The organism is Aequorivita xiaoshiensis (genome assembly GCF_022008395.1).
GTDB classification, from domain to species: Bacteria; Bacteroidota; Bacteroidia; order Flavobacteriales; family Flavobacteriaceae; genus Aequorivita; species Aequorivita xiaoshiensis.
Genome location: NZ_JAIRBB010000001.1, coordinates 225,700 through 252,484, shown reverse-complemented (window position 1 = coordinate 252,484; position 26,785 = coordinate 225,700). Strand labels below are relative to the sequence as shown.

The following is a 26,785-nucleotide window of genomic DNA, read 5'->3' as shown; positions in this document are numbered from 1 at the left end:
ATTATGAAAACCAATATTTTAAATATAAATAGCTTATTTCAAAAGAAACTCTTCATTTTAACAATGATGTTCTTTCTTTCGTTTTCTGCATTTGCTCAAAATACAGCGCTATTTGACCAAGGAAAAGAACTTTATAAAAATGGAAAGTATCAGCAGGCAATAAATGCATGGATGCAAATTTTAGAGAGTGGACATCACTCTGCCGAGTTGTATTTCAATTTAGGAAATGCACAATATAAATTAAACCACATCGGGCCGAGTGTGTATTATTATGAAAAAGCTTTACAGCTTGCACCAAACGATCCGGACATAAAAAACAATCTCGCTTTTGCTGAAAATGCACGAATTGATGCTATTGAACCACTGCCAGAAACATTTTTTTCAAAATGGTATTCGAGTATAGCAGGAATTTTCACGTTTAATGGGTGGGCGATTCTTGCTGTGGTGTCTTCATTATCATTCGTAGCACTGTTTCTATTATACTACTTTGCTTTTACTGAAAAGAAAAAACGCCTTCTTTTTGCAAGTTCAATGTTTGCAGGATTATTTTTATTAGTCTCTTTAACAATGGCTTTTTTAACTTATGACGATTTTACAAAAAAGCAACCTGCTATTATTTTTGCAAGTGAAATTGAAGTAAAAACAGAACCAACAATGGGTAGCAATGTGGCTTTCGTTCTACACGAAGGTACAAAGGTTCAAATTTCTGCCAAAGATGGTAATTGGTATCGAATCACTTTAGCTGATGGAAAAGATGGTTGGATTCCTGCTTCAGACTTGAAACAATTATAAAATTTAGACTTACTGCTTATTGAATGCTATCTTCTTTTTCTTCAAAAGGAGAATTGATTTCTGGCATGTCTATATCCAATTCATCCACCTCTTTCAAAATGGTAGGCAGAATAGCCGGAGCTATTGATGCAACAGGTTCGTATAGGACCGAGGCTTCTCTTTCTTTTGGAGAAAGTATGCTATAATTTTCAGAAGCGTTTACAAACATAAAGATTACACTTATTAAGAAAGCAAATTTTAAGGCATTGAAAACCCCGCCAAAAAGCTTGTTAAAAATTCCCATCATTGCAAAATTGGCGACTTTTGTCAATACTCTTCCAAGTAGGCTAAACACTACCATTATCACCATAAAAGTGATTAAAAATGAAGCTAGACTGGTTAAATCATTACTCCAATCGAACCACCGCTCAACATAAACTCTAGCGTAATCTGAAAAATACATAGCGCCATAAACACTTGCTACCAAACCAATTAACGATGCCAATGTTTTTAAGATTCCCTTTCTGAAACCCATAAAAAAGGCAATGATTAAAATAATTCCAACAACAATATCTATAGTATTCATATATAAAAATTTTGATAAATATACAGTTTTCCAAATTCTGAATTCTGTATTCCTATTTCAGAATAGTAAAATGTATCTTTGCAGCTAAAATTATATATAATAAATGGCACGCGACGAACAATTAAAGGAAAGATGGGAGGCTGTAGTGAGCATGTTGAGCAATCGCTTTGCAGATGGCGAAGTATTGGATCTTGATGCCATAATATACCTTGTTGGATTACAAGAGTTAGGTCAAATTCATAGAAGATTTAAAAAGGACGAAAAATTAGACTTAATGCATATTGCAATTTGTCGACTTTTAGAGCCTTATGGATATTACGAATTTGATTATTTTGATGATCAAGGTTGGCCGCACTATCGCGTTTTAGAACAACTTCCACCACTAAAATCTGGTGAGCAAAGCGTTTTGATGAAAGAAGCTATTGTGCAGTACTTTCTGGAAAAAGAAGTAATTGCATAATTCGTTTTTTAACAAAGATTATCACTAAAAGCACCAATTTAAAGATAAATTCTAGCAGTAAATAAATTATCTGAAAATGATAGAAACAGTAAAAAAACACATTGCCGAAGTACAAGCATTTTCTTCAACTAACAAAGAAGAAATAGAGCGCTTTCGAATAAAGTATTTAGGAAAAAAAGGACTTTTAAATGAGTTCTTCGCTGAGTTTAAAAATGTTCCAAACGAGCAAAAAAAGGAGTATGGCCAAATAATAAATACTCTTAAAAATTCAGCTCAGGAAAAAATAGATTCTCTTAAGCAAGCGCTTGAAGACAGTGCAGAAGCTAAAGGTGTTTATGGCGATCTTTCTAGACCAGGTGAGCCAATTCCATTAGGATCACGTCATCCTATTTCTATCGTTAAAAATAAGATTATTGATATTTTCTTGCGCATTGGTTTCAATGTATCTGAAGGACCAGAAATTGAAGACGATTGGCATAACTTTACCGCTTTAAATTTACCAGAATATCACCCTGCACGTGATATGCAGGACACTTTCTTTATCCAAACCAATCCAGATATTTTGTTGCGCACGCACACTTCCTCTGTTCAGGTTAGGTATATGGAAGACAATAAACCGCCAATTCGTACTATTTCTCCGGGTCGTGTTTATAGAAATGAAGCAATTTCATCTCGCTCACATTGTTTCTTTCATCAGGTTGAAGGATTGTATGTGGATAAAAGCGTAAGTTTTGCAGATTTGAAACAAACGCTGCAATATTTCACTACAGAAATGTTCGGAAAGTCGAAAATTCGTCTTCGCCCATCATATTTCCCATTTACTGAACCAAGTGCTGAGGTTGATGTATATTGGGGTCTAGAAACTGAAGCCGATCACAGAATTACAAAAGGTACAGGTTGGTTAGAAATTGGTGGCTGTGGAATGGTAGATCCAAACGTACTTAAAAATTGTGGTGTAGATCCCGAAGAGTATTCCGGATTTGCTTTTGGAGTAGGTGTAGATCGTATCGCAATGCTATTACACCAAATTCCAGATATTAGAATGTTTAGCGAAAATGACGTTCGCTTTTTAGAGCAATTTAAAAGTATTCTTTAAAATAAACTAAGACCACTGTGCTTTGTGACAAGTAATTTTTAATACATAATTACTTCAAGGCGTCGTTTAGTTTATTGACAATAAAAAAGATACCTTGTAAGGCTTATTAAGAGTGCCTAAAATTTTAAAACCTTGTGTTATGAAGAAATATCTTGTCATTGCCTTGTTGGTCATTATTGCAATCGCTATTGCGTATCTAACTTTTGTAATTGCCTATATTAAAATAGTTGTTGGAGCCATTTTATTAGGTGTATCTGCCATATCACTTTTGGCAGTGTGGATAATGTGGAAAATTGAAGATTAATTATGCGAAAAGATATTGAAATACCTCAAGCCAAAAACATTAATATCGTTGCTGTAAAAGAATGGGACGAAGAGTTAGCTGCAAACCTGTGGACGGTTTATTTTGTAAATAACAAAGAAGAAGAAATCGATACTGTTTTAGTTATGTCACGTGGTAACACCGAAGATAAAACAACTACAACTTTACGTCGAAATTTAGGAAATGTTGCGCCAAAATCATTCGTTAAAGTAGAATTCATATCTGATGAGGTTTTAGGGTTTACTAACGAATATCTAGTTACATTTTTTGCTGAAAATAAACTCTTTGAACAAAAATTTATTTTTGCCCCGAATAGTATATCTGATGAAAAATTAAAAGCTCTTCCTGTTTTGGAAAGTAAAGGGATTATAGCTAATTAATTTCGAGATGCTTAGCGTTGAAATTGACTCATTTTCCTACACAGATAAAACCATTTTAAAGGATATCTATTTTACTTTAAAACCTGGAGAACATCTAAGTGTTATTGGGGAAAGTGGATGTGGTAAATCTACACTTTTACACCTTATCTATGGTTTACTTCATTTAGATAATGGAAGCATTTATTACAACGACGAAAAACTTCTAGGACCTACAAAAACTCTTATTCCTGGTGAGCCATTTATGAAATTGGTAGCACAAGAATTCAATATTATGCCGTTTACAACTGTTTCGGAAAACTTGGGTTCTCACCTAACTGGCCTAAATGAAAAAAAAGATGCTGAAAGAATCGATGAGCTTCTTGAAGTAGTAGAAATGGAGCCGTTTAAAGGCACTTTAGTGAAAAACCTGAGTGGAGGACAAAAGCAGCGAGTAGCCTTGGCAAAAGCATTGGCAAACAAACCAGAGATACTTCTGCTTGATGAGCCTTTTAGTAATATTGATACCTTCAGAAAAAATAAATTGCAGCGAAAGATTTTTGGATATTTAAAACGCAATAACATTAGCTGTATTACAGCTACTCACGATAGCGAAGAGGCATTGGCGTTTTCTACTGAAATTTTAATGCTTAACAAGGGGCAAGTTGAAATGACAGGCACGCCAGAGTTTATTTACAATAATGTTGAAACAGCGTATCAAGCAGGTTTTTTTGGAGAAGCAAATTTACTTCCTAAACATTTATTCAACGAAAGTGCATCCTCCGAAAAAACTGTTGTTTTTCCGCACCAACTGCGAGTATCTTCACAGCCTACAAATTTCCAAATACGTGTTGAAAAAAGCTATTTTAAAGGTGATCATTACCTTATAGAAGGAGTTTGGAACAATCAAATAGTGTATTTTAAACACAATAGTTCTATAGCTTTTGGAGCAGTTGTAAACCTTTCCTATCACCTTTAAAACATTTTTCTAGATAATAGAAAAACATTTTAGAACATTAATTAGGATAAAAGCTTTATTTTTAGGCAATGCTCCTTCAATTCTATAGCAAATGAACTGGATTTTACTTTCCGAAATAGTTTATATAATTATAGTTCTCCTGGTATGTGTTCGGGTGGTTTACGACACACAAAACACAACAAAAACTCTCGCTTACCTGCTTGCTGTTATTTTACTACCTATTGTTGGTATTATCGTTTACTTTACCGTTGGTATTAATTACCGAAAACGGAAAATGTATAGTAAGAAAATTTTCAATAATCCTGAATTGGAAATGACTATGCGAGAAAGGATTTTAAAAACTTCACAAATCATTTTTAAAACGAGAAAAGAATCTGTAAAAAATTTTGAAAAGCTCGCTAGTCTAATTCTCAATAAAAGTTTAAGTCCAATTTTTCAAGGTAATGATGTAACCTTATTGCTAAATGGGGAAAATAAATTTCCGCGTGTTTTTGAGGCGCTAAAAAACGCTAAAAACCATATTCATATTGAGTATTATATTTTTGAAGATGATGATATAAGTTGTCGTATTATCGATCTTTTAATTGAAAAAGCAAAAGCAGGTGTGGCTGTAAGATTTATTTACGACGATTTTGGAAGTAGACCAATTCGGAAAAAACAAGTTCCTAGAATGCAGGCAGCTGGAATCCGCGTTTTTCCATTTTACAAAATAAAACTTATCAGTTTTGCGAACAGAATAAATTACCGAAACCATCGAAAAATTATTGTTGTAGATGGAGTAGTAGGTTTTGTAGGAGGAATAAATGTTAGTGATAAATACGTTAATAATTCTGAAGATAATAACAAGTTGTATTGGCGTGATACCCATTTACAAATTGAAGGTCCTATTGTAAAAAGTTTACAATATATTTTTATGGGTGATTGGAATTATTGCTCTGGCGAAGCCTTAAAACCAACTAAAGTCTTTTTTCCTGATGAAAGTACAACTCTTTCAAAGACAGATAAGGTTGTTCAAATAGCTTATAGCGGACCAGATTCAGACTCCCCATTAATTCAACAAAGTTTGTTACAAGCAATTAGCTTAGCCAAAGAGGAGATACTTATTACCACACCTTATTTTATACCTGGTGATGTTATTTTAGAAAGTTTAGTAATAGCAGCAGCAAGTGGTACAAAAGTAAAATTATTAGTGCCAGGTATTTCAGATTCCAAGTTTGTTAACTATGCAGCCCGATCGTATTACGGACGTCTAATAAATGCAGGTGCAACTATTTATCGATACCAAAAAGGGTTCGTACATGCTAAAACCATGGTTGTTGATAAACAACTTTCAATAGTTGGAACAGCAAATATGGACATCCGTAGTTTTGATCTTAATTTTGAAGTTAATGCAATCGTTTACGATAGAGAAATTGCAGAAGAACTTCACACTGCTTTCTATAATGATTTAAAAGATGCTATCGCTATTGATGCTAAAAAATGGAATGACCGATCTAACCTTACCCAAATACTTGAAAAATTAGCGGGATTATTTTCACCATTGATGTAGCAATGAAATTAAACCTCCACAATCATTTTTCCTTTGTTTTTACCATCAAATAGGTCAATAAATGCCTTTGGAATATTGTCAAAACCTTCTACTATGGTTTCTAAATATTTTATTTTATCCTCTTCCATCCATTTAGCCAATTGTTTTTGAGCTGGTCCAAAATCTTTTACAAAATCCCTCACGGTAAACCCTTGCATTAAAAGACTGTTCTTAATAAGTTTGGTTTCAACTCTTGGCCCTTTGGGAGTTTTAGTTTCATTGTATAGTGAAATTGCACCACAGCATACCACGCGACCGTATTTATTCATATTAGCTAAAGCAGCATCCAAAATTTCCCCGCCAACGTTATCGAAGTAAACATCTACTCCATTCGGGCATGCGTCGGCAATAGCTTTATACATATTGTCTGTAGTTTTATAATTGATAGCCATATCGAAGCCAAATTCTTCTTGTATTCGATTTGTTTTTTCTTCACTACCCGCAATTCCCACGACATTACAACCTTTTATTTTTCCAATTTGGCCAACAACACTACCTACAGCTCCAGCAGCTCCAGAAACTAAAAGAGTTTCTCCCTTTTTAAGGTTTCCTATTTTTTCGAGCCCTAAATAAGCAGTTATTCCTGTAAGGCCTAAAACCCCTAAATACGCTCTTAAAGGCGCTTTATTTCGATCTACTTTATTTAAACCATTCCCGTTTGAAGTTTGAAATTGCTTCCATTTAAGCATCCCATTTACATATTCGCCTTTTTTAAAATTTTTATTTTTAGACTCAACGACTTCAGCAATAATGCCAGATTCTAATGGCTCGTTGACTTTGAAAGGTTCGATATACGACTTTTCATCGCGCATTCTTCCACGTAAATAAGGATCTACGGATACGTATTTAATTTTTAATAACACTTCACCATCTTGAGCTTCAGGGATTGATTCTTCCGTAAACCCAAAGTCATCTTGTGTTGGTATACCAACTGGTCGTGATTTTAGAGTTATAACTTTATTTTTCATTTTTCATAATTTTATAGATAATAGCTTAAAGTTAAGGTATTAACACGCATTTTCATTGATATTAAGTTTTTTTAATAAAAGAATAACAAAGTTTCTTTTCAGAAAAGAACAAACTTACGCAGCGTAGTCAATATCTTTGCAACCTGTGAATTTTAACTAATTGAAAACATCTCAAAACATAGTAAGAGAATCTCTTAAAGAACTTTCGGAATACTTTAAAAGTACCGATTTTTCTAAAGCTATTCTATTGGGAATTGCTTTAACCATTCCAATTATAGTAGGGATAAAACTCGATATGCTTGAAATTGGGATAACTATTACAATAGGGGCAATGCTTGCTTCCCCAAGTGATGTAAGCGGTGGTATTCGCCATAAGATAACAGGAATTCTTCTTGCTACTTTGTTATCGATGATAATTAGTTTTATAGGTAGTTACCTTCATCTTTCATTGTGGTTGTTGTTTCCTGCTTTAGGAATTCTAATGTTTAGTATTTCCTACTTAGCTATTTATGGTTTTAGAGCATCGTTAATCAGTTTTTCAGGCTTGTTTGCTTTAGTACTTAGTTTTTCAAATATTTCTAACGATTTGCAACCTTATGAAAGAATGCTGCTTATCGGCGTTGGTGGCCTTTGGTATGCTTCGCTTTCTTTATTGCGACATTATATCTTTCCGAAAGCGCCTACGGAATATTATCTTTCGATAACAATTAAATTAACGGCAGATTATTTACGCACCCGAGGCCATTTGGTTAAGGAAAAGAATGACAGAGCTGAACTTTTAAAAAAACTGCTTCATCTGCAAACAGAACTTACTACCACGCACGAAACACTGCGAGAAATACTAATTTCTTCTAGAAAAGGTTCAGGAAAGTCTGATTATGAGGGGAAGCGAATGTTGATATTTGCTCAGTTAATCGATATGCTCGAATTGGCGATGACCAATCCAGTGAATTACTCTAAAACAGACGAGTTGTTTAAAAAAAACCCAAAGCAATTAGATGATTTTCAAGCTTTGTTGTTTGCAATGAGCGATAGGTTAATGACTATCTCAGATTATCTTTCAAAACCTAAAAGGCTCCCAAAAAGCACAGCTATTGAATCCTATTTAGAATGTGTAAAAAAGGATGTATTTTCATCAGAAGTGGTTTATGATGAAGATTCTTTAATGCTTAGAAACTTATATAAGTATCAAAAAGAACAGGTTAAAAAAATAGAAAAAATTGAGTGGTTGCTCAGTAATCCCGACCGTCGACAAATTCCATTTATCAAGCATGTATATGCCAAGCGATTTTTAACAAAAGAGAATTATGATTTTGAAGTTTTAATAGAAAATTTCAATTTAAAATCTCCAATATTTAAACACTCTTTGCGCATTGCAACGATAACGATGATAGGTTATGGCGTAGGGATTATATTTAAAATTCAAAACCCATATTGGATTTTACTTACTTTAATAGTAATAATGCGTCCAACTTTTGGGCTTACCAAAACTCGTTCAATTGAACGTACAGTGGGTACCCTAATAGGAGGAGTTTTGGCTGTTGCCATTGTTTTAATTACACAAAACACCATTGTTTATGGTGTTTTAGCAATTACTTCATTAATAGTTGCGTTTTCGATGATTCAGCGCAATTACCGAGCATCTGCCACTTTTATTACCCTAAGTGTTGTTTTTATTTATGCATTACTACAGCCAGATACGTTTACCGTTATTCAATTTAGAGTTATAGACACTGCAATAGGTGCGGGATTAGCTACTTTGGGGAATTTACTCCTTTGGCCTGCTTGGGAAATAGAGAGTATGCAAAAAACTTTAGTGAAATCTTTACATGCGAATCGAATTTATTTAGAGGAAATAATTAGTTATTACAATAAAAAAGGAGAAGTTTCTGATAAGTATAAAGTAGCTCGAAAAAAGGCGTTTTTAGAAATGTCGGATTTGAGTTCAGCATTTCAACGCATGACACAAGAGCCAAAGTCTAAACAAAAGAACTTGGATAAAGTCTATGAAATAGCAATGCTTAATCATACATTTTTGTCGTCCTTAGCATCGTTGAGTACTTATATCTTAAATAATCCAACTACTCCTGCAACAGATAATTTTAATAAAGTTTCTAACCGAATTGTTGAAAATTTAAAGTTTGCTGAGGCTATACTTTCTTTAGAAAAACATTCTGAAATAAATCGGGAGCTTGTGGAGCCAGAAGATATTTTTGAAGTTACTTATGGTAAAAGTATCAATCTTTCTGAGGTCGATGGTTCAGAAAAAAACAAAGAGCTTGTTTCAATACTCGAGGAAGAGCATTTAATACGGGAGCAGCTTAAGTGGTTGTTAGAAATGAGTAAAAAGATTCCTAAAGTGTTAATGGAAACTCAATTTTAGAAGAATTATAGAACTTTCTTAATTTTGTAATTATTTCCATTTAAAGTAAAAGCTTCACCTTCTCTTTTGCCCGATAAAAGTTGTCCTACCGGTGAATTTAAGGCAACACATAAATATTCTATATTGTCTATCGTAACAGCGCCAATAGAAATACTAATGAAGTAATTAAACTTATCTGTGTTGATTAAACTACCCAAACGAGCATAATTTGAAGTAGCTTTTATGTCAATCTTTTTTAGAAGCTGATTTAGCTTTTCAATTTCTTGTAGTTGTCTTCCAGCATTTTCACGATCAATCTGAAGCATTGCTCTAGCGGTTTCGTGTTTGTCTCCGGCGCTACTCTTAGATTCATCAAATAAAGACTCTTCAATACCTGCAATAGTCTGTTTTATTTTTGAGAACCTAGCGTCAACCTGATTTTGACAGTGATGATACAATTCAGATTTAATTTCAAATGCTGTCATTTTTTCTTCTTTTCTTTAACTTGATTTTCTAGCGTAAATGGACCAAAATAGCGCATTTGTTTCGTAATCCACTGTGTTCTTTTGGCTACATAGGAACTCGGAGGATTTGCGTTATAACGTTGGGGACTTGGTAAAATTGCGGCAATCCTTGCAGCTTGTTCTGTCGAGAGGTTTTTTGCTGGCTTTTTAAACCAATATTGCGAAGCTGCTTCGGCTCCATATACTCCAGGTCCCATTTCAATACTATTTAAGTAAACTTCTAGTATTCGTTCTTTTTCCCAAATAGTCTCGATAAGGATAGTAAAATATGCTTCTAATCCTTTTCTAAACCAAGTTCGTTCTGGCCATAAAAATGCATTTTTAGCCGTTTGTTGAGAGATTGTACTTCCACCGCGTAGTTTCTTTCCTTTTTTATTACTTTCCAATGCCTTTTTAATGGCTTCTTGGTCAAAACCATTATGACTTAAAAATGTTTGATCCTCAGCACAAATTACCGCCAGTTGTAAATAAGGAGATATTTCTTCTATAGGAACCCAATCGTGGCGCGTTTTGTAATTTTCATCTCCGTCAATTGCACGAATGGCCATTAAGGGCGTATAGGGCACAGGAATATATTTGTAAAGAACTACCCAGAGAATCGAAAGTACGAGAAAACATAAGAGGGTTTTAAAAAGGAATTTGAGTAGTTTTCTAATCATAAATTTTCTATGTGTTTCTAAGTGTTGCTTTAGTATACATTATTTTTTGCGGAGGTAATTAGTACTAAGTAACATTTAATCTACAATTGTTGCCAGTTGTTTCCCGATTGAGCTTCCTATAGCAACTCCCATTCCGCCAAGCCTAACGCCACAAAAAACATTGTTTGATAATGCTTTTACAATAGGTTTTTTCTGCTTTCCAATTCCCATGATTCCACTCCATCGCTTATCAATTTCAAATTTATTATTTGGAAGAATTACTGTTTTAAGTAAATGCTCTAACTGAGTTTGGACAAGTTTCGTCAATTCCATTTCGGTGGTTTCTTCGGTTTTAAAATCAAGATTTCGACCCCCACCAAACAGAACTCTATTTCCGATATTTCTGAAGTAATAGTACCCTTTATCTAAGTGAAAAGTTCCTTTAATTTGAAGGTTTTTTATGGGTTTAGTAACAAGAACTTGAGCTCTTGCAGGCATAACATCTTCATCCAAAAATTGTTTAGCAAAACCATTGGTGGCAATAATTGCTTTCTTCGTCGATATTTCAAAGGATGAATTTATTTGAAGAGACACGCTATTTCCGTTATCTGAAATTGCTGTGATTTCGGAGGCATTTAGGATTAGAATATTTTCTTCTGAAGCTATTTTTAGAAGGCCAAGCATCAATTTGCCTGTATCAATCTGGCCTTCAAATTTGCTAAAAAGAAGTTTTTCTTGAATATTTTTAAATCCAAATATATTTTCTTTTTCAGAAAAGACGTCGGAATTAAATATTGGAAAAAGTAATTTGTTAATGTAATTAATATTGGATTTACAAGATGCGTAAAGCTCCAAGTCTTCATTTGTAAAAAGCTCGTAGCCGCCGTATTCTTTATAATCGAGTTGAGTTTCACCCAATGTATTCCTAAGTAATTGTAGTCCTTCAACTCTGTGTTTTACTAATTGAATAACTTCCTCTTCAGAGTGATTGTTTAAGTCGTCTAATATTTCTGAGATACTTCCGTAACATGCAAATCCGGCGTTTTTTGTACTTGCGCCGCTAGGAAGTATTCCTCTCTCAAACACTACTATCTTACTTTTAGGATATTTTTTCCGAAGCGATAAAGCGCAGCTTAATCCTACAATTCCACTTCCGATAATTGCGAAGTCTATGTCGGAAAGCCAAGTTTTGTATTCCCAGAAAGAGAGATTCATGGTACTAAGTTTATTACATTAAAAAAGCATCAAATACCAAAGATAAGTTTTTGGAATTTGATGCTTCTTAAAAAGTTTGAGTACTAAGTAAAACGCTATTTACTTTATACTTAAATTAATCTTCAACTGTTTCATCCATTTTAAATGTATCCATAAAAGCAGTAGTGTAATTTCCTGCAATATAGTCTGGGTGATCCATTAATTGACGGTGAAAAGGAATAGTAGTTTTTATTCCTTCAATTACGAATTCATCTAAGGCACGCTTCATTTTACTAATTGCTTCCTCTCTAGTTTGAGCGGTTGTAATAAGCTTAGCGATCATAGAATCGTAATTTGGTACAATTGTGTATCCTGCGTAAACGTGTGTGTCTAAGCGAACTCCGTGACCTCCTGGCGCATGTAAAACATTAATCTTACCTGGTGAAGGACGGAAATCGTTATATGGATCTTCCGCATTAATTCTACATTCAATCGAATGAAGTTTTGGAGTGTAGTTTTTACCAGAAATTGGAATTCCAGCAGCAACTAATATTTGCTCTCTTATTAAGTCGTAATCAATTACTTGCTCAGTAATTGGGTGTTCAACCTGAATACGAGTATTCATTTCCATAAAGTAGAAGTTTCTGTGCTTATCTACCAGAAATTCGATAGTTCCAGCACCTTCGTATTTTATGAATTCTGCCGCTTTTACAGCTGCGTCACCCATTTCGGTACGCAGTTTATCGGTCATAAAAGGGCTTGGTGTTTCTTCGGTAAGCTTTTGGTGACGACGCTGAATAGAGCAATCACGTTCACTTAAATGACAAGCTTGACCGTTGCTATCTCCAACAATTTGTATTTCGATATGGCGTGGCTCTTCAATAAGCTTTTCCATATACATCCCGTCGTTTCCGAAGGCTGCTGCAGACTCTTGGCGCGCACTATCCCAAGCTTTTTTAAGGTTTTCTTTCTTCCAAACAGCTCTCATTCCTTTACCACCACCACCGGCAGTAGCTTTCAACATTACTGGGTATCCAATCTCATCGGCTACTTTTTCACATTCTTCGAAAGATTCTAAAATTCCTTCACTTCCAGGAACTGTAGGAACTCCAGCGGCTTTCATAGTAGCTTTAGCTGAAGCTTTATCTCCCATACGATCAATCATTTCAGGTGAAGCTCCGATAAATTTTATACCGTGTTCTTGGCAAATTTTAGAAAACTTAGCGTTTTCTGAAAGGAATCCATAACCAGGGTGGATTGCATCTGCATTTGTAATTTCCGCAGCAGCTATAATATTAGACATTTTCAAGTAACTTAAGTGACTTGGTGCTGGTCCAATACATACAGCTTCGTCTGCAAAGCGTACGTGCAAGCTCTCTTCGTCGGCTGTAGAGTAAACTGCTACAGACTTAATTCCCATCTCGCGACAGGTACGAATTATGCGCAGTGCAATTTCGCCCCTATTTGCAATTAATATCTTTTTAAACATAACTTTTCCTTAAATAACAAATTCCGAATCACAAATTCCAAAAATATTTGGATTTGGATTTGGGATTTGGAGTTTATATTTATGATGGATCTACTAAAAATAAAGGCTGATCGAACTCAACTGGAGAAGAGTCGTCTACAAGAACCTTTACAATTTTACCAGAAACTTCACTTTCAATTTCGTTGAAAAGTTTCATAGCTTCAATCACACAAAGTACATCTCCTGTATTAATATTGCTTCCAACTTCAACAAATGGTGCTTTGTCTGGAGATGGTTTTCTATAAAAAGTTCCGATAATTGGAGACTTTATAGTAATAAGTTTAGAATCTGCCTCTTCTTTCTTTGTTTCAGTTGCATCGGCAGCAGGAGCCTGTTGAACTTGTGGTTGCTGCATTTGAGGTTGCGCCTGCATAGCAGGGATTTGCTGAATGTAAGTAGTCTCACCCTTACTATCATCAGAACCAGTTTTAATGGTGATTTTGATATCCTCCATTTCTAGTTTCACTTCGCTGGCACCACTTTTTGCCACAAACTTGATTAAGTTTTGTATATCCTTTAATTCCATATTAGAAAATTTAGTCTTTAGGTGGTTAAAATTATTTTGAATTGTAAGCCCATTTAAGGTAAACGGCGCCCCAAGTAAAGCCTCCTCCAAAGGAAGCAAATATTAAATTATCTCCTTTTTTAAGTTGTTTTTCATAGTCGGATAAACACAAAGGTAAAGTAGCTGATGTAGTATTTCCGTATTTATGAATATTCATCATGACCTTTTCAGGAGGCAGGTTCATTCTTGTAGAAGTAGCATCTATAATTCGTTTGTTTGCTTGATGAGGAACTAGCCAATCTACATCTTCTCCGGTCAGGTTGTTTTTCTTCATCACTTTTTCGCAAACATCTGCCATATTAGAAACAGCAAACTTAAATACTGTTTTTCCTTCTTGATGCACGAAGTGTTGTTTATTGTTGACAGTTTCTATTGAGGCTGGGAGTAAAGATCCACCCGCATCAATTTTAAGAAACGGCCTTCCTATTCCATCGGTACGTAGGTGTTCATCTTGAACGCCAAGACCTTCCGTGTTAGGTTCGAATAAGACTGCTCCTCCGCCATCTCCAAATATTATACAGGTAGTTCTATCTGTATAATCAATAATAGACGACATTTTATCTGCGCCTATTAAGAGTACTTTTTTGTATTTTCCAGATTCTATGTAGCGTGCTGCTGTAGACATTCCGAAGAGAAAGCTTGAGCAAGCCGCAACTAAATCGTAAGCAAAAGCATTAACGGCACCAATTTGTGTGGCTACGTAAACACCTGTTGTAGCCACTGGCATATCTGGCGTTGCGGTTGCCATAATAACCATGTCAATTTCTGCTGGGTCTGTATTGCTTTTTTCTAGTAGGTTTTTTGCTGCCTGTATAGCTAAATAGGAAGTGCCCTTATCCTTGTCCTTTAATATTCTTCTTTCTTTTATTCCCGTTCTAGATGTAATCCATTCGTCGTTGGTATCGACCATTGTTTCTAGAACTTTGTTAGAGAGAACGTAATCTGGCACGTAACTTCCTACAGCGGTAATGGCTGCCGTTATATTGTTCATAAAGCGGAATTAAAATTCACATAAAAGAGTAAAAACCCTTTAAAAGGTGTGAAAATTACTAAATTTTACTTGAATTTCGGCACTAGTATGTCGTTTTTTGACTTTTTGCAAAGTTAAAAAATAAAAAAACCCTCACGTTCCCGTGAGAGTTCCCAGTAATTGTAATTAAGTTTAAGCTTCTACCTGCTCAGTTGCATCAATAACAACTTGTCCGCGGTAGTACATTTTTCCTTCGTGCCAATGAGCTCTATGGAAAAGATGTGACTCACCTGTTGTAGGGTCAGTTGCAAGAGTAGGTGCAGTAGCTTTATAATGCGTTCTTCTTTTATCTCTTCTTGTTTTCGAGATTTTTCTCTTTGGATGTGCCATTGCTATTTATTATTTATCCGTTAATAGTTTTTTTAATGAATCCCAACGGGGATCGGTATTCTCGTCTTCCACAGCCGATTCTTCATCAATTGCTTTCGGACTAAGTTCTTCAAGTTTATCTAGTATGTCGCTCTTTAACGTGCCGTCTTCTACTCCAGGGTGAATTTTTCGTGATGGCATTGCCAAAACAATCGATTCATAAATGAATTGCTGAATGTTTACTTCATAACTTCCGTGAGGAATTATCAGTAAATCTTCATTCTCATCATTGTATTCTTCTCCAAATTTTACTACAAATTTGTATGACCCTGAAACTTCCTGATCATATAATTCGTTTGTAATATCACAAGCAACGTTTACACTTCCGTCAAAAGTTAATGTAAACTCTAATAACGTGCTTGTTTTATCCAGCAATACGTTGAGATTAATAGCTGCGTTATTAAATTCGTCATACTCAAAATGCTCAAAGAACGCTTTATTTAATTCAAAGTTAAACTGGTGTTTCCCTAACTTCAACCCTACAAAAGGGATGGTAAATTCTTTCAATTCCTTCATTATCACACCTAAATTTAAGACCTTAACCTTACGGATAAGGCGGGTGCAAAGATAAAAAATTATTTGAAATGCAAATTAGTTTTTCTATTTCTTTTTTGAGTAGCTTCTTTTACGCGAAATTTGCATCGGATTTTTTGAAATCTCCTTGTACTCTTGGCGTGTTCTATATATTGAAATAGCACTGAATACGGCTTCTCGAAATGAATCGAAATTTGCCTGGTTTTTACCCGCCAAATCAAAGGCTGTCCCGTGATCTGGTGATGTTCGGATTCTATTTAAACCTGCTGTAAAGTTTACGCCTTTGCCAAAAGCTAGTGTTTTAAAAGGAATCAATCCTTGATCGTGATAGGAAGCGATTATGGCGTCAAAATTTTTATAATTTCCTGATCCAAAAAAACTATCGGCAGCATAAGGGCCAAAAACCATTTTGCCATTTTTACGAATATTGTCTAATGCTGGACGTAATAGCGTATCGTCCTCGTCACCAATCACACCATTGTCGCCAGTGTGTGGGTTTATCCCTAAGACGGCGATTTTTGGTTTTTCGATGGCGAAGTCTTCAATTAATGATTGGTGGATGGTGTTAATTTTATTGTCAATTCGCTCACGAGTAATGTTTTTTACTACATCTTTAACCGCAACGTGATCGGTTAAAAGGCCTACTCTCAAACTCTCCGAGATGAGAAGCATTAAGCTATCTCCTTGTAATTCTTGCGCTAAAAAATCTGTATGCCCTGGAAAATTAAATCCTTCAGTTTGAATGTTACTTTTGTTTATTGGCGCTGTTACTAATGCGTCAATTTTACTTTCTTTTAGGGCTGCAACTGCCGCTTTTAACGATTTTATAGCGTATTCGCCACCTTTTTCATTTTCTTCACCGAAGGAAACATTTACGTGTTCTTTCCAGACATTTAATACGTTTATTTTCTTCGGAATTAAATCTTCTATTCTGTCTATTCCGTGGAAGTTGATATCCGTTTCAAAATGTTTTTTGAAAAATGACATCAGTTTTACTGAAGCAAATATCACTGGGGTGCAAAATTCTAGCATCCTAGAATCTTCGAAGGTTTTCAAAATAATTTCACTACCAATTCCATTAATGTCGCCTATTGAAATTCCAACAACTATTCTATCTTCTGTACCCATTTTTTAATTGTTATTTTTGCACTACAAATGTAACTAACACATTGTGCATTTTGATTATAATATTTTAAATAAAACGAAATCAATTTTCTTTTCTTCTATTGTTAATGAATAGAAAGAAGATTTATATAGTTCGTTTAAACTTGATTGCGTGCTTTAAGATATAATGTTAAACATATTTTCAAAATCCACAACTAACTTTAGAAAAAAAAATCTAACAATGTTTACAGGTATTATAGAAACGCTAGGTGAAGTAGCTAAGCTTACAAAAGACGGTGAAAACCTTCATATTGAAATAAAATCTCCTTTGGCGAGTGAGTTAAAAATAGACCAAAGTGTTTCGCATAACGGGGTGTGTTTAACAGTGGTTGAAATAAAAGACGACGCCTATGTGGTTACAGCTATTCAGGAAACTTTAGAGAAAACCAATTTAAATACCCTAAAAAACAACGCTCTTGTAAATTTAGAAAGGGCAATGAAATTAGGAGATAGGCTAGATGGGCATATTGTGCAAGGTCATGTTGATGGTGTAGCCGAATGTATTAGTATTAAAGAAGCTGATGGGAGTTGGGTTTACACTTTTCAATATTCTAATTCTGAATTTAGCACAGTTGAAAAAGGTTCTATAACTGTTAATGGTGTAAGCTTAACTGTTGTTGATTCAAAAAAGTCACAGTTTAGTGTGGCCATAATTCCATATACTTATGAGCATACAAACTTTAAAGAAATTAAAGTTGGTGATAAAGTAAATTTAGAATTTGATATAATTGGGAAGTACGTTAAGAATCTGATGCAGCCCTATTCATAACCTGATTTCTTTTGTAAAGAATATAAATTCCAAACATCAATCCTACTGCAAGTAATATCCATAAGTTGTCATCAATTGGTAGCTGAGGGCCTTCTGGATCGCCATCACGAGCGGGTGGCGGAGGACCTTGGGTTTCCGTAACCGACTGTAATGCAAGAAAAACTACCGTGTATAAAAATGATATCATGAATGTTATATAATGGTGGGGACGGTAAACACGTGCCTAAAGTAATAATTTTTTAACTACTCTACTAAATTATTTTAAGAACATTCTGAGATAAATTTATCTTTTTAAGAATTACCTAAGTAAAACAGTAAGGTTTTCTGTAAAAAAACAAAGTCTTGCAATGCAAGACTTTGTTTTGTGGTGGTCCCACCTGGGCTCGAACCAGGGACCACTTGATTATGAGTCAAGTGCTCTAACCAACTGAGCTATAGGACCGGTTAAGAGGATGCAATATTACTACTTATTTTAAAACCCCACAAGAATTTTATTCCTTAATTTCTTGACAAAGTTCAACCAGAACTCCGTTGGCTGATTTGGGGTGAACGAACGCTACTAGCTTATTATCAGCGCCTTTTTTAGGGGTTTCGTTTAACAAAATAAAACCTTCTTTTTTCAATCTTTCCATCTCAGATTTAATATCATCGACTGCAAAAGCTATGTGGTGAATTCCTTCGCCACGTTTTTCAATGAATTTTGCGATCGGGCTTTCTGGGTTGGTAGCTTCTAAAAGTTCAATTTTGCTTTCTCCACTTCTAAAGAAAGAAGTTTCTACGCCTTCGCTTTCCACTTTTTCACTTTTATACGGTGCGCTGCCCAGCAAGGCTTCGTAAACCTTATTTGCTTCTGAAATATTTTTTACCGCAATGCCAATATGTTCTATTTTCTCCATTTTATTACTTGTATCTGCAAAAATACAAACTTATTTCTATTATAATTCAACAAGCTTAGGGGTATAAATGCACTCGATACAGTTTTATGTTCTATTTTTGCAGTATGGAAGAAAGTAATAGACAAAAAAAGATAGCCAGTGTTCTGCAGAACGACTTGGCAAATGTACTACAAGGAATGCTACGCGAGGCGGGGCAAACAGGTATAATTATATCGGTAAGTAAAGTAACAGTAACCACAGACCTTTCTATATCAAAGGTATATGTAAGTGTGTTTCCAGCAGATAAGGCTGAGGCAATTGTTGTTGAATTAAATAAAAACAAACCTCATATTAAACATCAAATAGCGCAGCTTACTAAGCATCAGCTTCGAAAAATGCCAGACCTTACATTTTACAATGACGACTCTTTAGAATATATAGAAAAGATAGATCGTGCAGTAAAAGGTGAAGATAATCCGCTGAAAAACCCTGATTTACTTCCGAAAAGAAAAAAGTCATAGCTTGAATTTTTCCCTCTACATCGCAAAGCGTTATTTGTTTTCAAAAAGTAGCAACAATGCCATTAATATTATTACTGGTATTGCAGCGATTGGAGTGGTAGTTGGTGCAATGGCTTTGTTTATTGTGCTTTCAGGATTTTCTGGCTTAAAAGAATTCAGTCTTCAGTTTACAAACGAATTTGATAGTGATTTAAAAATCCTTCCTGAAAGTGGAAAAACCATTTCTTTTTCTAAAGCACAAAAGCAACAATTAGCGAAAATTGAGGGAATCGAAGTCTTTTCAGAAATAATTGAAGAACGTGTTTTTCTACACTACAAAGGAAAAAACCATATCGCCTATATAAAAGGGGTGGATACGGTCTATGAAAGTGTAAATTCTATAGATAGCATTATGATTGCTGGATTGTGGTTTGAACCTTCTCTTAGTGAAGTGGTTATTGGTTTAGGAACCTCAAGTAAGCTCTCATTATATCTAAATGATTATAGTAATCCATTAGAAATATATGTTCCTAAGCCGGGTACAGGGCAGTTAAATGCTCTAAATCCCACAAATGCATTCACAAAAAAACGGACTGTAGTTTCAGGAGTTTACAGTGTTAATGAGGATTTAGATTCTAAATATGTATTTACCGATATGGATTTTGCCAGAGATTTACTATCGCTTGATGAATCCAAAATTTCTGCAATTGAAATAAAGATGCTTTCAAATGCTTCAGAAGAATCTGTTAGGGCAAATATTGAAAAAGTTTTCCCTGAAGGTGTTGTTATTAAAAACCGAATTCAGCAAAATGACGCGCTTTATAAAATGCTGAACACCGAAAACATTGCTGTATACCTAATTTTTACATTAGTAATGATTATTGCACTTTTTAATGTAGTGGGTTCTATAATAATGATGATTCTAGACAAGCGAAAAAACATAAAAACACTCTATAATATGGGAGCCTCGCTTAGAGAAATACGCCGTATATTCTTTTTGCAAGGAACATTAATGACTGTGTTAGGTGGTCTAGTAGGGATTTCTCTTGGGGTGCTTGCTGTTTTGGCGCAATTAAAGTTTGGATTCGTAGCAATAACTAGTACTCTGCCTTATCCCGTAAAGCTAAACCTGGTAAACGTTATAGTAGTGTTTGTAACCATTAGCGTTTTAGGTATCATCGCATCCAAAATAGCCTCGAGTAGGGTGCGAGAGAAGTTGTTGGTTTAGAAGTATTCGCCTTTAATTGTACTACAAATATTTAGAGTTCAAATTAAAGATTAAAAAACTCAGTTTAGTCGATGGTAACTGGGGTATAAACAACACCTAGTGGGTGACATCTGTTTGTTAAGCTTCACAACGAAATTTAATGATTAAGAAATTTTCTTAATCACCAACATATAAATAGGCAAGCCTTATGTATTAAGTCTTTCAGGCCCGATAGCTATCGGGATGGTCTTACATCTTAGATTAAACAACCAAATATTCGGGGTCTGCACCTAGACTTACCAATGCTTCACAAATTTCTTCTGTAAAATCTTGTGGGCCACACACGTAAAAACGAGAATCAAAATTCCCAATAGTTTCAATAAGGTATTTGCGGTCTATTCGGCGTTCGCGAAAACCAATTACTCCTTCTTTAGTAAACACATTTTTATAGGCGGGGCCTAGCATTTTTGTCAATTCATCGTGAAGTATAATATCGTCTTTGGTTCTGTTGGAATACAACAAGGCTACTTTGCGTAGATTTCCACTTTCAAAAAGTGCTCTAAAAATTGCGATAAATGGAGTTATCCCAGTTCCGCCAGCAATAAAAATACCTGGCCCTTTATATTTTATAGTCCCAAAAACCTCGTGAAGTAGAAGCTCTGCTCCCGTGTTGAGTTTTCCCAATTGAGCGCTAACGCCTTCGTGCTCTTCGTAAATTTTTACGATGATCTCTAAATAATCCCAATGTTGTAATGAGGTAAAGGTGTAGGGGCGTAGCTGATTTTCCCATCCAGGAATATTTATAGAAATAACTGCCGATTGGCCGGGGGCGTAGGTGAAATCTTTCGGTTTTTCTAGTACAAAACGTTTTACGTTATGGGTTATATATTGATTGCTTATTATTTTGAGGGTTTGCATTAGGCCAATTTAAACGTCAAAGATAGAAAGGTTTTTATTGAAAAACAGTTTATTTATTTAAACAAACTCATAATCAGCAAACACTTGCATAACTTCATCAAAAGCTTCAAAAACCGATGCAGAATCGTCGCTGGTTACCATTTTCATTCGGTATTCCTTAAAGTTTGGAATTCCCTTAAAATAGTTGGTATAATGGCGGCGGGTTTCAAAAACGCCAAGTTTTTCACCTTTCCAATCAATTGCCATTTGTAAGTGGCGTTTGGCGGCTTCTACACGCTCAAGCATCGATGGGGGTGGTAAGTGTTCGCCAGTTTTAAAATAGTGTTTTACTTCTTTAAAAAACCAAGGATATCCAATACTTGCACGGCCTATCATTGCACCGTCTAAGCCATATTTATCGCGCATTTCCATTGCTTTTTCGGGCGTATCAACATCTCCATTTCCAAATACAGGAATATGCATTCTTGGATTGTTTTTTACTTCGGCAATAGGAGCCCAATCGGCATTACCTTTATACATTTGGGCGCGAGTACGGCCGTGAATAGAAATTGCTTGACAGCCTACATCCTGTAAACGTTCAGCAACTTCCATAATTTTTATACTATCGTGATCCCAGCCTAATCGTGTTTTTACGGTTACAGGCAGTTTTGTGTGCTTTACCATGGCTTCGGTAAGGCTAACCATTAAATCTACGTCCTTTAAAATCCCTGCACCTGCGCCTTTACTTACTACTTTTTTTACGGGACAACCAAAGTTAATGTCGATAATGTCTGGACCGCTGGCTTCTACAATTTCTACACTGCGCAACATAGATTCTAGAACAGCTCCAAAAATCTGAATTCCAACGGGGCGTTCCTTTTCATAAATATCAAGCTTCATCACACTTTTTGCAGCATCCCGAATAAGTCCCTCCGAAGAGATAAATTCAGTAAAAACCACATCGGCGCCTTGTTCCTTACAAAGTGCACGGAAGGGCGGATCGCTTACGTCTTCCATTGGGGCTAGTAATAATGGAAAATCAGGCAGTTGTATGTTTCCTATTTTTGGCAATTTCTTTTTATTTGAGAATGCAAAAGTAGTAAATATCAGTATAATAAATCATTATTGCATTACTAAGACTTAAGGATGCTTCGCTAAAGGACGTAAGACATAAGATTTGACCTGTAAAATACTGGTGTATAGTGTTTTGTTGTTATTTATTTTTAGAATGCACTAATTTTATGTAATATTTTTTAGGTCTTATGTCTCACGCCTAAAAGTCTTATGCTGTTTTATTAAAAATAGTTCTACAAATGAAATTATTATTAACTACTGCATCATAACTAAAATAATCACTCTTTTAATCTATATTTGCAATTCGTAGCACGAAGAAGGATTAATTTATGAAGAACATTAGAAACTTTTGTATTATAGCGCATATTGACCACGGGAAAAGTACTTTGGCCGACCGACTATTGGACGCCACAGGTTCCGTTACTAGTCGTGAGAAACAAGCGCAACTATTAGATAGTATGGACTTGGAGCGCGAGCGTGGAATTACTATTAAAAGTCACGCGATACAGATGGACTATATGTACAAGGGTGAGCAATACGTATTAAACTTAATTGACACTCCTGGGCACGTTGATTTCTCGTACGAAGTTTCTCGATCTATTGCTGCCTGTGAAGGCGCATTACTAATTGTAGATGCAGCACAAAGTATTCAAGCGCAAACGATTTCTAATTTATACTTAGCGCTAGAAAATGATTTGGAGATTATTCCAGTATTAAACAAAGTAGATCTTCCTTCGGCTAATGTTGAGGAGGTTACCGATGATATTGTAGACCTTCTAGGGTGTAAGCCAGAAGAGGTGATTCCAGCTAGTGCAAAAACAGGGCTTGGTATTGAAGAAATACTGAGCGCTATTATCGAGCGAATTCCACCACCAACAGGAGTATTGGATGAGCCCTTACAAGCTTTGATATTCGATTCTGTTTACAATCCATTCCGTGGTGTTGAAACATACTTTAGAGTTTTAAATGGTGAAATAAAAAAAGGGCAGCACATAAAATTTATGGCCACCGGAAAAAGTTATTACGCCGATGAAGTTGGAACTTTAAAATTAAAGCAACTTCCAAAAGATTCGATTAAAGCTGGAGATGTTGGATATTTAATTACAGGAATCAAAGAGGCTAAAGAAGTAAAGGTAGGTGATACCATTACCGATTCAAAAAATCCTACAGTTAATATGATTGAAGGGTTCGAAGATGTAAAACCTATGGTTTTTGCTGGAATTTATCCTGTAGATACTGAGGATTATGAAGAGTTGAGAAACTCTATGGAAAAACTTCAGTTGAATGATGCTTCTTTAATATTTATTCCTGAAAGTTCTGCAGCCCTTGGATTTGGTTTCCGTTGTGGTTTCTTGGGAATGCTCCACTTAGAGATTATTCAAGAAAGATTGGAAAGAGAGTTTGACATGACGGTAATTACTACCGTGCCAAACGTATCATATCATGCATTTACTAATAAAGAGCCGGATACACCAATTTTGGTGAATAACCCTTCCGACTTACCGGAACCTTCAACTTTAAATAGAGTAGAGGAACCATTTATAAAGGCCACAATTATTACAAAGTCAGATTTTGTTGGTTCTGTAATGTCTCTTTGTATTGAAAAGAGAGGTGAAATTACAAATCAGACATATTTAACTACCGAACGTGTAGAGCTAACTTTTGATATGCCTTTGGCAGAGATTGTTTTCGACTTTTACGATCGATTAAAAACAGTTTCTAAAGGGTATGCTTCCTTCGATTATTCTCCAATAGGAATGCGTCAATCTCACTTAGTTAAGGTAGATGTGTTATTAAATGGAAACGTTGTAGATGCACTTTCTGCTTTGCTTCACCGAGATAATGCTTATGATATTGGAAAGAAAATTTGCGAAAAACTTCGCGAACTAATCCCAAGACAACAATTTGATATTCCTATTCAAGCTGCTATTGGAGCAAAAATTATTGCTCGTGAAACGGTGAAAGCACTTAGAAAGGATGTTACCGCAAAATGTTATGGGGGTGATATTTCTAGAAAGCGTAAACTTCTTGAAAAGCAGAAGAAAGGTAAAAAGCGTATGCGTCAAGTAGGGAATGTAGAGATTCCACAAGAAGCGTTTATGGCGGTACTTAAGTTGAATGATTAAACAGTGCTAGATGTCTGATGCTGGGTGACTGATGGCCCTAATTCAATTAAAATATAAAAAGCCACGAATACAAGAATTTATAAGTAATTCGTGTATTGGTGGCTTTTGTTTTAGACCCCAATTTTCCAAACCCCTTTTTCCATAAAACCTTCAATGGTTTGTTGGTTGGCCTTGTTGAGGAGGTTGAAGTGTGAAAATTTTGCTTCCTTATCGTAATCTGAAGATAATATAATTCACGAATAAAAGTTATAATCCGTGAATTGAATTAAAAATACAAAACTCGTTCACGCTCTTTGATGAAAAACTAATTTTATAATAAGTTAGTATCACATTTTACCGATAGTATATGCTAAGTTAAAGTAAGGAATAATAAAATCTTCACCTACGAGATACGGTGTGATCGATGTAGAATATATACCTAATAAAACTTCTACTTTATTTTTCTTAAAACCAAGCCCTGCATTGTAAGGAGAAAAATTAAAGTTTCCCTGACTAGATATTCCTATCGCCAAATTTCCATTATCATCGTATAAAGCTTCATTGGTCGTATAATTTGAATTTCTATTCATCATGGATTTACCTAATCTTATAAATATTTCTGACTCATCAAATATTTTGAAATAATAATTGATGAAAAAATGAAAATCATAAAACAGTTCATTTACTGATGCTTCTCCTCCAAGATCATCTTCACTCCCATCAAAAGATTCAAGATAAAATAATGTATAATGAAAAGAATGATTAAAATTAATGCTTAAATTCTTCCAAGGGAAAAACTCCACTCCATAAAAAATAGCAGCTCCACTGTTCTGACTATCTATGCTTGTTCGAAGAATATCTTCTTTTAATTTAATTCCATCATAAATGGGGGTTATACGATAATCACTACCTGCTTTGAAAAAAAGTTTGCCTTTCCTATCATCTGTAGTATAATTACTTTGTGCAAAGGTTATATTTGTCACAAAAAAAATTGAAAATAACAATAGGTATTTATACATGTTTTTACTTTATAAAACCCGTGTATTAATTTTTAACACACGGGTAATTTTATTAATTAATCTCCCAGATTATATCTAATCGTAGAATTATCTACTGAATAACCATCTATCTTCGAAACACCTTGACTGGCACTTTTGTTTTTTACTAAAACTTTATTATATTCAGAATCCCAACTTCTAAATTGAGCTGTTCTGGTAACTCCATTCGGAAAATCAATACCGACGGTACGTTTACTTGCAGGCCAATTATCTCTTTCAAAAATAACTAAAGCAAAATACATATCAACATTATTAGGGTTCGGATAAGCATCTATTACATGATTTATAGTTTGTTGGTTTTCATTTCTTATCCATTTTCTTTTAAATTCCTGAATATATCTTCCTTCTGGTTCATTCAAACAGTCCGAAGCACCAGTTATACTATAGCCACAAGGACCGTTATCATAAGGTAATCCCAAAGTTTTAAAACCGACTAAGGTTACATCTGATCTCTCTGGCCAAGGTTCTTTATTTTCTCTAACTGTCATATTTCGGATATAATGCCTGTCTAAGCCTTGACCTCCGCCGCCTCCGCCGCCTCCGGAATTACATCCCAGACCTCTTAATTCACCAATAGGATCTGTACCTGTGCACGGTCCAATATTCAGCACAATTATTTCAGACTCCTCTGCTATACTTGGAACTACTGGCTCATTAATCTCCTCTAATTCATTATTTGCGTTTTCTTGATATCCGACCATTATTTCTTTTTCATTTACTTCATCATAATCCTTTATGGCGTAAAGTTGCTTAGAATCATCATAGGGAGATCGATTTTCATCAGTATATTTCGATGTATTTGGAAAGAACACAGTAGGGTATGCGCTATCGTTATCTAAATTTTCGAATGCGGTTAGTGAAAAATTAAGATCAACATTATTCCATATGTTACCAGATTTTCTTAAAACCATTTCTTGTACGATATCACTAACTAGAAATCTCTTACTGTTATTATTTATTTTTAATTCAGTTGAAATTACTTCATAAAGATCAGATTTGTTTTTCATTAGCCAATTAGCTACTTTTTTTAGATGATAACGTTTGTATTCTAATTGTTCACTTAAAGAAGCTTCTTCTATGTAGGCTTTATCGTAATAATCAATATTGTTGACTATTTCAACTTCGGTAGCTAGCTCCTTATCAGAAATGCTGTCTTGCTTAGAGCAAGCAACTAAAGTTATTAAGAGTAAAAGGATAATTTTTTTCATAATATTTGTATTAAATTAGTTTAACAAATATTTCACAAAAAACCTATAAATGTAATTC

At 34.9% G+C, this 26,785-nt stretch carries 29 protein-coding genes and 1 tRNA gene; 12 read left to right on the top strand and 18 right to left on the bottom strand.

The genetic code is table 11. The features are described 5' to 3' along the window. Positions 1-3 precede the first annotated feature (3 nt). On the top strand, positions 4-792 hold the full coding sequence (locus K8344_RS01190; protein WP_237606446.1) for an SH3 domain-containing protein: 789 nt from the start codon (positions 4-6) through the stop codon (positions 790-792). Between the two features lie 16 nt (positions 793-808). On the opposite strand, the gene K8344_RS01185 is transcribed toward K8344_RS01190, so the two are convergent. Next, positions 809-1,357 (bottom strand): CvpA family protein, encoded by a 549-nt coding sequence (locus tag K8344_RS01185; RefSeq protein WP_237606444.1) that lies wholly within the window; start codon positions 1,355-1,357, stop codon positions 809-811. A gap of 103 nt (positions 1,358-1,460) precedes the next feature. Here K8344_RS01185 and K8344_RS01180 point away from each other — a divergent pair, with 103 nt between their 5' ends. The 6 genes from K8344_RS01180 (at position 1,461) to cls (ending at position 6,119) form a co-directional block, all read left to right on the top strand. Next, a complete protein-coding gene (locus K8344_RS01180) occupies positions 1,461-1,817 on the top strand; it encodes a hypothetical protein (protein ID WP_237606442.1) in 357 nt (118 codons plus the stop codon). Positions 1,818-1,893: 76 nt separating this feature from the next. Beyond that, positions 1,894-2,913 carry a phenylalanine--tRNA ligase subunit alpha gene (pheS, locus tag K8344_RS01175; protein ID WP_237606440.1) on the top strand — a complete coding sequence of 340 codons (1,020 nt, stop codon included), beginning with the start codon at positions 1,894-1,896 and terminating at the stop codon, positions 2,911-2,913. 139 nt (positions 2,914-3,052) lie between these two features. After that, positions 3,053-3,217 (top strand): hypothetical protein, encoded by a 165-nt coding sequence (locus tag K8344_RS01170; RefSeq protein WP_237606438.1) that lies wholly within the window; start codon positions 3,053-3,055, stop codon positions 3,215-3,217. A 2-nt stretch (positions 3,218-3,219) separates the two neighbouring features. Next, entirely contained in the window at positions 3,220-3,615 is a 396-nt protein-coding gene (locus K8344_RS01165) for a hypothetical protein (protein WP_237606436.1), read from the top strand. A gap of 7 nt (positions 3,616-3,622) precedes the next feature. After that, entirely contained in the window at positions 3,623-4,570 is a 948-nt protein-coding gene (locus tag K8344_RS01160; RefSeq protein ID WP_237606435.1) for an ABC transporter ATP-binding protein, read from the top strand. 91 nt (positions 4,571-4,661) lie between these two features. Further along, positions 4,662-6,119 (top strand): cardiolipin synthase, encoded by a 1,458-nt coding sequence (cls, locus tag K8344_RS01155; RefSeq protein WP_237606434.1) that lies wholly within the window; start codon positions 4,662-4,664, stop codon positions 6,117-6,119. Positions 6,120-6,127: 8 nt separating this feature from the next. Here cls and K8344_RS01150 read toward each other — a convergent pair whose 3' ends face one another. Continuing rightward, the gene (locus tag K8344_RS01150) at positions 6,128-7,126 is read right to left on the bottom strand and encodes an NADP-dependent oxidoreductase (RefSeq protein ID WP_237606433.1); all 999 of its coding nucleotides are present in this window, start codon (positions 7,124-7,126) and stop codon (positions 6,128-6,130) included. Between the two features lie 160 nt (positions 7,127-7,286). On the opposite strand from K8344_RS01150, the gene K8344_RS01145 reads away from it, so the two are divergent. Beyond that, complete coding sequence (locus K8344_RS01145; RefSeq protein ID WP_237606432.1) at positions 7,287-9,509, top strand: FUSC family protein; 2,223 nt, start codon at positions 7,287-7,289, stop codon at positions 9,507-9,509. 5 nt (positions 9,510-9,514) lie between these two features. Here K8344_RS01145 and K8344_RS01140 read toward each other — a convergent pair whose 3' ends face one another. The 9 genes from K8344_RS01140 to pdxA all read right to left on the bottom strand — a co-directional run bounded on the left by K8344_RS01140 (position 9,515) and on the right by pdxA (position 16,998). After that, entirely contained in the window at positions 9,515-9,973 is a 459-nt protein-coding gene (locus K8344_RS01140; protein WP_237606431.1) for a 3-oxoacyl-ACP synthase, read from the bottom strand. Then, the gene (mtgA, locus tag K8344_RS01135; RefSeq protein ID WP_237606430.1) at positions 9,970-10,671 is read right to left on the bottom strand and encodes a monofunctional biosynthetic peptidoglycan transglycosylase; all 702 of its coding nucleotides are present in this window, start codon (positions 10,669-10,671) and stop codon (positions 9,970-9,972) included. Before mtgA ends, K8344_RS01140 begins: the two co-directional genes overlap by 4 nt. Positions 10,672-10,746: 75 nt before the next feature. Continuing rightward, on the bottom strand, positions 10,747-11,865 hold the full coding sequence (locus K8344_RS01130) for an NAD(P)/FAD-dependent oxidoreductase (RefSeq protein WP_237606429.1): 1,119 nt from the start codon (positions 11,863-11,865) through the stop codon (positions 10,747-10,749). 115 nt (positions 11,866-11,980) lie between these two features. Then, a complete protein-coding gene (gene accC, locus K8344_RS01125) occupies positions 11,981-13,333 on the bottom strand; it encodes an acetyl-CoA carboxylase biotin carboxylase subunit (protein WP_237606428.1) in 1,353 nt (450 codons plus the stop codon). A 79-nt stretch (positions 13,334-13,412) separates the two neighbouring features. Beyond that, positions 13,413-13,898, bottom strand: a complete 486-nt coding sequence (gene accB / locus K8344_RS01120; protein WP_237606427.1) for an acetyl-CoA carboxylase biotin carboxyl carrier protein — start codon at positions 13,896-13,898, stop codon at positions 13,413-13,415. A gap of 31 nt (positions 13,899-13,929) precedes the next feature. After that, positions 13,930-14,928, bottom strand: a complete 999-nt coding sequence (locus K8344_RS01115) for a beta-ketoacyl-ACP synthase III (RefSeq protein ID WP_139853943.1) — start codon at positions 14,926-14,928, stop codon at positions 13,930-13,932. A gap of 171 nt (positions 14,929-15,099) precedes the next feature. Beyond that, entirely contained in the window at positions 15,100-15,297 is a 198-nt protein-coding gene (rpmF, locus tag K8344_RS01110) for a 50S ribosomal protein L32 (protein WP_062620449.1), read from the bottom strand. A 9-nt stretch (positions 15,298-15,306) separates the two neighbouring features. After that, the gene (locus tag K8344_RS01105) at positions 15,307-15,852 is read right to left on the bottom strand and encodes a YceD family protein (protein WP_237606426.1); all 546 of its coding nucleotides are present in this window, start codon (positions 15,850-15,852) and stop codon (positions 15,307-15,309) included. A gap of 84 nt (positions 15,853-15,936) precedes the next feature. Continuing rightward, complete coding sequence (gene pdxA / locus K8344_RS01100; protein ID WP_237606425.1) at positions 15,937-16,998, bottom strand: 4-hydroxythreonine-4-phosphate dehydrogenase PdxA; 1,062 nt, start codon at positions 16,996-16,998, stop codon at positions 15,937-15,939. A gap of 217 nt (positions 16,999-17,215) precedes the next feature. Between pdxA and K8344_RS01095 the strand changes: the two genes are divergently transcribed. Next, the gene (locus K8344_RS01095; protein ID WP_237606424.1) at positions 17,216-17,803 is read left to right on the top strand and encodes a riboflavin synthase; all 588 of its coding nucleotides are present in this window, start codon (positions 17,216-17,218) and stop codon (positions 17,801-17,803) included. Here K8344_RS01095 and K8344_RS01090 read toward each other — a convergent pair. From K8344_RS01090 to mce, 3 genes are all read right to left on the bottom strand, one after another. Then, positions 17,775-17,990 (bottom strand): hypothetical protein, encoded by a 216-nt coding sequence (locus tag K8344_RS01090; protein WP_237606423.1) that lies wholly within the window; start codon positions 17,988-17,990, stop codon positions 17,775-17,777. The genes K8344_RS01095 and K8344_RS01090 overlap by 29 nt on opposite strands. 178 nt (positions 17,991-18,168) lie before the next feature. Further along, positions 18,169-18,245, bottom strand: a tRNA-Ile gene (locus K8344_RS01085). 49 nt (positions 18,246-18,294) lie between these two features. Beyond that, a complete protein-coding gene (mce, locus tag K8344_RS01080) occupies positions 18,295-18,699 on the bottom strand; it encodes a methylmalonyl-CoA epimerase (RefSeq protein WP_165144762.1) in 405 nt (134 codons plus the stop codon). A gap of 104 nt (positions 18,700-18,803) precedes the next feature. Between mce and rbfA the strand changes: the two genes are divergently transcribed. Both rbfA and K8344_RS01070 read left to right on the top strand, forming a co-directional pair. Next, positions 18,804-19,199, top strand: a complete 396-nt coding sequence (gene rbfA / locus K8344_RS01075; protein ID WP_165144759.1) for a 30S ribosome-binding factor RbfA — start codon at positions 18,804-18,806, stop codon at positions 19,197-19,199. A 1-nt stretch (position 19,200) separates the two neighbouring features. After that, on the top strand, positions 19,201-20,406 hold the full coding sequence (locus K8344_RS01070; protein ID WP_237606422.1) for an ABC transporter permease: 1,206 nt from the start codon (positions 19,201-19,203) through the stop codon (positions 20,404-20,406). Between the two features lie 240 nt (positions 20,407-20,646). On the opposite strand, the gene K8344_RS01065 is transcribed toward K8344_RS01070, so the two are convergent. Continuing rightward, a complete protein-coding gene (locus K8344_RS01065; protein WP_237606420.1) occupies positions 20,647-21,303 on the bottom strand; it encodes an FAD-binding oxidoreductase in 657 nt (218 codons plus the stop codon). Positions 21,304-21,360: 57 nt separating this feature from the next. Then, complete coding sequence (gene dusB, locus K8344_RS01060) at positions 21,361-22,353, bottom strand: tRNA dihydrouridine synthase DusB (protein ID WP_237606418.1); 993 nt, start codon at positions 22,351-22,353, stop codon at positions 21,361-21,363. A gap of 332 nt (positions 22,354-22,685) precedes the next feature. Between dusB and lepA the strand changes: the two genes are divergently transcribed. Further along, entirely contained in the window at positions 22,686-24,482 is a 1,797-nt protein-coding gene (gene lepA, locus K8344_RS01055) for a translation elongation factor 4 (RefSeq protein WP_165144745.1), read from the top strand. A 326-nt stretch (positions 24,483-24,808) separates the two neighbouring features. Here the strand turns inward: lepA and K8344_RS01050 are convergent, their stop codons facing one another. Continuing rightward, the gene (locus K8344_RS01050; RefSeq protein ID WP_237606415.1) at positions 24,809-25,444 is read right to left on the bottom strand and encodes a hypothetical protein; all 636 of its coding nucleotides are present in this window, start codon (positions 25,442-25,444) and stop codon (positions 24,809-24,811) included. A 92-nt stretch (positions 25,445-25,536) separates the two neighbouring features. After that, a complete protein-coding gene (locus tag K8344_RS01045) occupies positions 25,537-26,727 on the bottom strand; it encodes a hypothetical protein (protein ID WP_237606414.1) in 1,191 nt (396 codons plus the stop codon). Between the last annotated feature and the right edge of the window lie 58 nt (positions 26,728-26,785).

Excerpts from the sequence above, each read along its gene's own strand:
- K8344_RS01190 (WP_237606446.1), top strand. The coding sequence starts at position 4 with ATGAAAACCAATATTTTAAATATAAATAGCTTATTTCAAAAGAAACTC.
- K8344_RS01185 (WP_237606444.1), bottom strand. The coding sequence starts at position 1,357 with ATGAATACTATAGATATTGTTGTTGGAATTATTTTAATCATTGCCTTT.
- K8344_RS01180 (WP_237606442.1), top strand. The coding sequence starts at position 1,461 with ATGGCACGCGACGAACAATTAAAGGAAAGATGGGAGGCTGTAGTGAGC.
- pheS (WP_237606440.1), top strand. The coding sequence starts at position 1,894 with ATGATAGAAACAGTAAAAAAACACATTGCCGAAGTACAAGCATTTTCT.
- K8344_RS01170 (WP_237606438.1), top strand. The coding sequence starts at position 3,053 with ATGAAGAAATATCTTGTCATTGCCTTGTTGGTCATTATTGCAATCGCT.
- K8344_RS01165 (WP_237606436.1), top strand. The coding sequence starts at position 3,220 with ATGCGAAAAGATATTGAAATACCTCAAGCCAAAAACATTAATATCGTT.
- K8344_RS01160 (WP_237606435.1), top strand. The coding sequence starts at position 3,623 with ATGCTTAGCGTTGAAATTGACTCATTTTCCTACACAGATAAAACCATT.
- cls (WP_237606434.1), top strand. The coding sequence starts at position 4,662 with ATGAACTGGATTTTACTTTCCGAAATAGTTTATATAATTATAGTTCTC.
- K8344_RS01150 (WP_237606433.1), bottom strand. The coding sequence starts at position 7,126 with ATGAAAAATAAAGTTATAACTCTAAAATCACGACCAGTTGGTATACCA.
- K8344_RS01140 (WP_237606431.1), bottom strand. The coding sequence starts at position 9,973 with ATGACAGCATTTGAAATTAAATCTGAATTGTATCATCACTGTCAAAAT.
- mtgA (WP_237606430.1), bottom strand. The coding sequence starts at position 10,671 with ATGATTAGAAAACTACTCAAATTCCTTTTTAAAACCCTCTTATGTTTT.
- K8344_RS01130 (WP_237606429.1), bottom strand. The coding sequence starts at position 11,865 with ATGAATCTCTCTTTCTGGGAATACAAAACTTGGCTTTCCGACATAGAC.
- accC (WP_237606428.1), bottom strand. The coding sequence starts at position 13,333 with ATGTTTAAAAAGATATTAATTGCAAATAGGGGCGAAATTGCACTGCGC.
- accB (WP_237606427.1), bottom strand. The coding sequence starts at position 13,898 with ATGGAATTAAAGGATATACAAAACTTAATCAAGTTTGTGGCAAAAAGT.
- K8344_RS01115 (WP_139853943.1), bottom strand. The coding sequence starts at position 14,928 with ATGAACAATATAACGGCAGCCATTACCGCTGTAGGAAGTTACGTGCCA.
- rpmF (WP_062620449.1), bottom strand. The coding sequence starts at position 15,297 with ATGGCACATCCAAAGAGAAAAATCTCGAAAACAAGAAGAGATAAAAGA.
- K8344_RS01105 (WP_237606426.1), bottom strand. The coding sequence starts at position 15,852 with ATGAAGGAATTGAAAGAATTTACCATCCCTTTTGTAGGGTTGAAGTTA.
- pdxA (WP_237606425.1), bottom strand. The coding sequence starts at position 16,998 with ATGGGTACAGAAGATAGAATAGTTGTTGGAATTTCAATAGGCGACATT.
- K8344_RS01095 (WP_237606424.1), top strand. The coding sequence starts at position 17,216 with ATGTTTACAGGTATTATAGAAACGCTAGGTGAAGTAGCTAAGCTTACA.
- K8344_RS01090 (WP_237606423.1), bottom strand. The coding sequence starts at position 17,990 with ATGATATCATTTTTATACACGGTAGTTTTTCTTGCATTACAGTCGGTT.
- mce (WP_165144762.1), bottom strand. The coding sequence starts at position 18,699 with ATGGAGAAAATAGAACATATTGGCATTGCGGTAAAAAATATTTCAGAA.
- rbfA (WP_165144759.1), top strand. The coding sequence starts at position 18,804 with ATGGAAGAAAGTAATAGACAAAAAAAGATAGCCAGTGTTCTGCAGAAC.
- K8344_RS01065 (WP_237606420.1), bottom strand. The coding sequence starts at position 21,303 with ATGCAAACCCTCAAAATAATAAGCAATCAATATATAACCCATAACGTA.
- lepA (WP_165144745.1), top strand. The coding sequence starts at position 22,686 with ATGAAGAACATTAGAAACTTTTGTATTATAGCGCATATTGACCACGGG.
- K8344_RS01045 (WP_237606414.1), bottom strand. The coding sequence starts at position 26,727 with ATGAAAAAAATTATCCTTTTACTCTTAATAACTTTAGTTGCTTGCTCT.